Source organism: Thioalkalivibrio sp., from assembly GCF_007692535.1.
GTDB lineage: Bacteria > Pseudomonadota > Gammaproteobacteria > Ectothiorhodospirales > Ectothiorhodospiraceae > Thioalkalivibrio.
On sequence record NZ_REBW01000227.1, the window covers coordinates 1 to 3671 of the forward strand.

Here is a 3671-nt window from a genome sequence, read left to right on the forward strand (position 1 = left end):
GAGAGATTTCCCTCACCTATGCCTCGCGCGATGAGAGCGATGCCCAGGATCTCTTGGTGGCCGGTTATACCCTGAGCTTCTGACGGGCCGGGCGAGGGAGCTTTACCGGCCAGGGATTCGCGCCCCATGGCGACATCGTGCTCGATGTCAGCGGAACTTACTCGATAGCGAAATGAGTTCGCTGCGTGCCCCCCAAGCGGCCGCCGACCGGGCTCTGCGGCTGAGTGTGGAAGGGCATCCGACGACGGCGCACGAGTAGGTCAAAGGCGCGACAAAGTGGTGCGAGCCCACCCGGACCCTCGTTTCGGCATTCGTCGGTGCCGCAGTCAGCCGCGCGCGAGGCGGCGGTTGAGGGCGTAGACGGACAGCGGCGCGAACACGACCGCGATACCCAGGGCCCAGAGGAGGGACCCCAGTGCCGGGGCCGCGGCCGGGCCGCCGTTCATCAGTGCGCGCGCCGCGTCCGCGAGTAACGACACGGGGTTGGCGTAGACGAAGCCCTGCAGCCACTCGGGCATGGTCTCCACTGGCACGAAGACGGAGCTGACGAAGGTCACCGGAAACAGCGCCGTGAAGCCGAACAGTTGCACGTGTTCCGGGTCGCGCGCCAGCACTCCGACCAGTACCATCACCCAGGAGAAGGCGACGGCGAACACCAGCACCAGCACGACCATGCCCAGCAGGTGCGCGATGGATGTCGCCAGGCGAAAGCCGAGCAGGTAGCCCACGGCCAGCAGCAGCGCGATGCCAAGCGCCTGTTTGACCACATCGGCCAGGATGCGCCCGGCCAGCGGGGCCCAGCGCGGGATGGGCAGGGCGCGGAAGCGGTCGAACACGCCCCGGGTCAGGTCGGTGTTCAGGCCGTGGCCGACATAGACCGTGACGAACATCATGTTCATCACGATGACCCCGGGCAGCACGAATTCCAGGTAGTCGTCCGGCGAGCCCGCGATCGCCCCGCCGAAGACGTACAGAAACAGCACCAGGAACAGGATCGGCTGGATGCTGTAGTCGCCCAGCTCCCAGGGGTTGCGCCGCACCTGCACCAGGCTGCGCCAGGCCAGCGTGAGCGTCTGCTGCAAGCCATTCATGCGGCGTCCTCCGATGCAGTGGGTTCGAAGTGGCCGCTGTGGCCGGTCAGCGCGAGGAATACGTCGTCCAGGCTCGCCCCGCGCAGGCCCAGCTCCGCGACTTCGATGCCGGTCTCGTCCAGGGCTCGCAACACGGCCGGAAGCAGCCCCGGGTCCTGTACCGGGGCGCTGATCTGATCGCCGTCCACCTGCGCCTGCACGCCCACAACCGCGGTGATTTGTTCGGCGGCGCGTGCGGCCACCGCCGGGTCGGATACGGTCACGTACAGGGTGCGCGCGCCAACCCGTGCCTTGAGCTCGGCGGACGTGCCTTCGGCGATGACCCGGCCCTGATCCAGCACGACAATGGAGTCGGCGAGGGCATCCGCCTCTTCGAGATACTGGGTGGTCAACAGGACGGTCGTGCCGTCCGCCTGCAACTGGCGGACGCGATGCCACAGGTCGCGCCGTGCCCGGGGGTCCAGCCCTGTGGAAGGCTCGTCCAGGAACAAAATGCGCGGACGCCCTACCAGGCTGGCCGCCAGGTCCAGCCGTCGGCGCATGCCGCCCGAATAGGTCTGGGCGGGCCGGCGCGCGGCCTCTTCCAGGGAAAAATCCGCCAGCAGCGCATCCGCACGCGCCTTCGCTTCCGCGCGCTTCAGTCCCAGCAGGCGGCCGATCAGGATCAGGTTCTCGCGCCCGGTCAGCTTCTCGTCGACCGACGCATACTGCCCGGTCAGGCCGATGATTTCCCGCACCCGCGCCGCCTCCCGAACGACGTCGAAGCCGCCGACCCACGCCCTTCCAGCAGTGGGGGCCAGCAGCGTGGCCAGGGTTCGGACCACGGTGGTCTTGCCGGCGCCGTTCGGGCCCAGCAGACCCAGCACCTGGCCGGTCGGCACGCTCAGGTTCACGCCGTCCAGGGCGCGCGTGCCGCCAAAGTCTCGCACCAGCCCTTCCACTTCGATCGCGCGGCTCATCAGCACTCCAACACTCCGGCGTCAGGTATTCCCCTTTCATTCAAGCGACGGGGCCAGATAAAGGCAAGCAGGGGCGGCAGGGCAAGGCATCGATGATGGATCCGAGCCCGAGGGAAACACTCGGGACGTCCGCAGCACGCAGGCGGTCTGGGACGCGTTACTGACCCAGCGCGAGCCTGCGCCAGAATCCTACGATCCGTTCTTTCGCGCTCGCATCACTCGCGTGGCATTTTGAGAAAAGGAGCTGTTACCCGATCTCAGAACCGCACGCGTCCGACGCTCCTCCGATACGAGTGGATTGGGCCAACGGGTGATCGTGTCTCGTTGCATGGGCTTGCGCTAGGAATGCCGCAAAACCTGATCGACGGGCCTTCTGGGGGATGGCGACAACCGCTTTCTTGCGAATCCCAGGCGGATCAGCAGCAGGGGCTGTTCTCCCGCGTCCAAACCAAGGTGCGCAGCCAGCCGCCTGCGAATCGGCTCGACCTCGCAGGGCATGTTGACGTGCGCGTGTGCGATGCCCAGGGCAGTCGCCGTCAGCGCGACGCGCTCGAAGCTGCGACCGACATCGACCCAGTGCCGCTTGTCATGCATCCGGGCGATGAAGAGCAGCAGCAGGCCGGAACTGCGGATGGCCTTTTCCTGCCGGGCGGCTTCGCCCGCCGGGGTCACCAGCGTCGTCATGATCCAACGGCCGAGCCAGCGCGGAATCGACGGGAAGCCCAGCGCTTCGGCCGCGAGGCCGTCCCCGCGGTCGGAGACCTCCCGCTTGGAAAACCGGATCCACGAAACGAGCTCCTCGACAAACGCCGGATCCTTGAACTGCGCGACATTGCCGTCACGAACGAAGCCGATGATCGGTTCGGCATCGGGATGTCCTACGCGGAACGGGCGCACCCCCACGGATTCGTAACGGCTGGCCTCCAGTAGGTGGGCCAGATGGGATTCATCTATCGCTCGCCCATCGTAGATTCCGCGGTTCGACTGCCGGTCGGGAATGGCACGAAACAGGGCATCTGAGGGTTTCTGCGCGCCCTCGGACAGCCGAACTCGCAGGCATTCGTCCGTTTCATCGGAGGGGAAGTAGTCGACGCTGGCCGAGAGACCTTGCTGCCCCGCTGCGACAACCAGGTTCTCGAGCGCGCAGCCCAGGCTGATGAACAGGGCATGATCGTCCGGGTCGACCACCGGGAGGCGTCGGGACAGGTCGGGGTAGATCCGGATCGTTTCCCCATCCACCGAGAAGCGCCAGGGCTGGGTGTTGTGTCCAGATGGTGCGCGCACTGCAAACGGGACCAGTTGCTGGGCAACAGCGTTCATCAAGCGCCCTCGATGTGTATTGGAGAAATCAATCGAAAACCTGATTATCACGGAAGCTCCGCTGGGAATCCGCCCCCGCGTAACGCTCTCCCACCCGCCCGCATACCCGTGCCCTGTGGGAGGCGAGTCCTCTCGGCGACCTAACGGGGAAAGACCTTCGCCCAGAGGCTGGCCTTCCACAGGGGCGTCCCTTGAGACAGCGGCAATCCGACCACCTGTGGAGCTTTGGCGCTAACTGTCATGCCGTTGGGGGGCGCGGGACCCCTGATGATGAAAAGCCGCAAACTGTAGGTCGGGTTAG

At 66.2% G+C, this 3671-nt stretch carries 3 protein-coding genes; all 3 read right to left on the reverse strand.

Annotated features, from left to right (window positions below; all coding sequences use genetic code 11):
- Positions 1-326 precede the first annotated feature (326 nt).
- The 3 genes from EA346_RS12900 to EA346_RS12910 all read right to left on the reverse strand — a co-directional run bounded on the left by EA346_RS12900 (position 327) and on the right by EA346_RS12910 (position 3370).
- Positions 327-1091 (reverse strand): ABC transporter permease, encoded by a 765-nt coding sequence (locus EA346_RS12900; RefSeq protein WP_296759254.1) that lies wholly within the window; start codon positions 1089-1091, stop codon positions 327-329.
- Complete coding sequence (locus tag EA346_RS12905) at positions 1088-2050, reverse strand: ATP-binding cassette domain-containing protein (RefSeq protein ID WP_296759256.1); 963 nt, start codon at positions 2048-2050, stop codon at positions 1088-1090. The genes EA346_RS12900 and EA346_RS12905 overlap by 4 nt, the downstream gene beginning before the upstream one ends.
- Positions 2051-2389: 339 nt before the next feature.
- Positions 2390-3370 carry a hypothetical protein gene (locus EA346_RS12910; RefSeq protein WP_296759259.1) on the reverse strand — a complete coding sequence of 327 codons (981 nt, stop codon included), beginning with the start codon at positions 3368-3370 and terminating at the stop codon, positions 2390-2392.
- Positions 3371-3671: the final 301 nt, after the last annotated feature.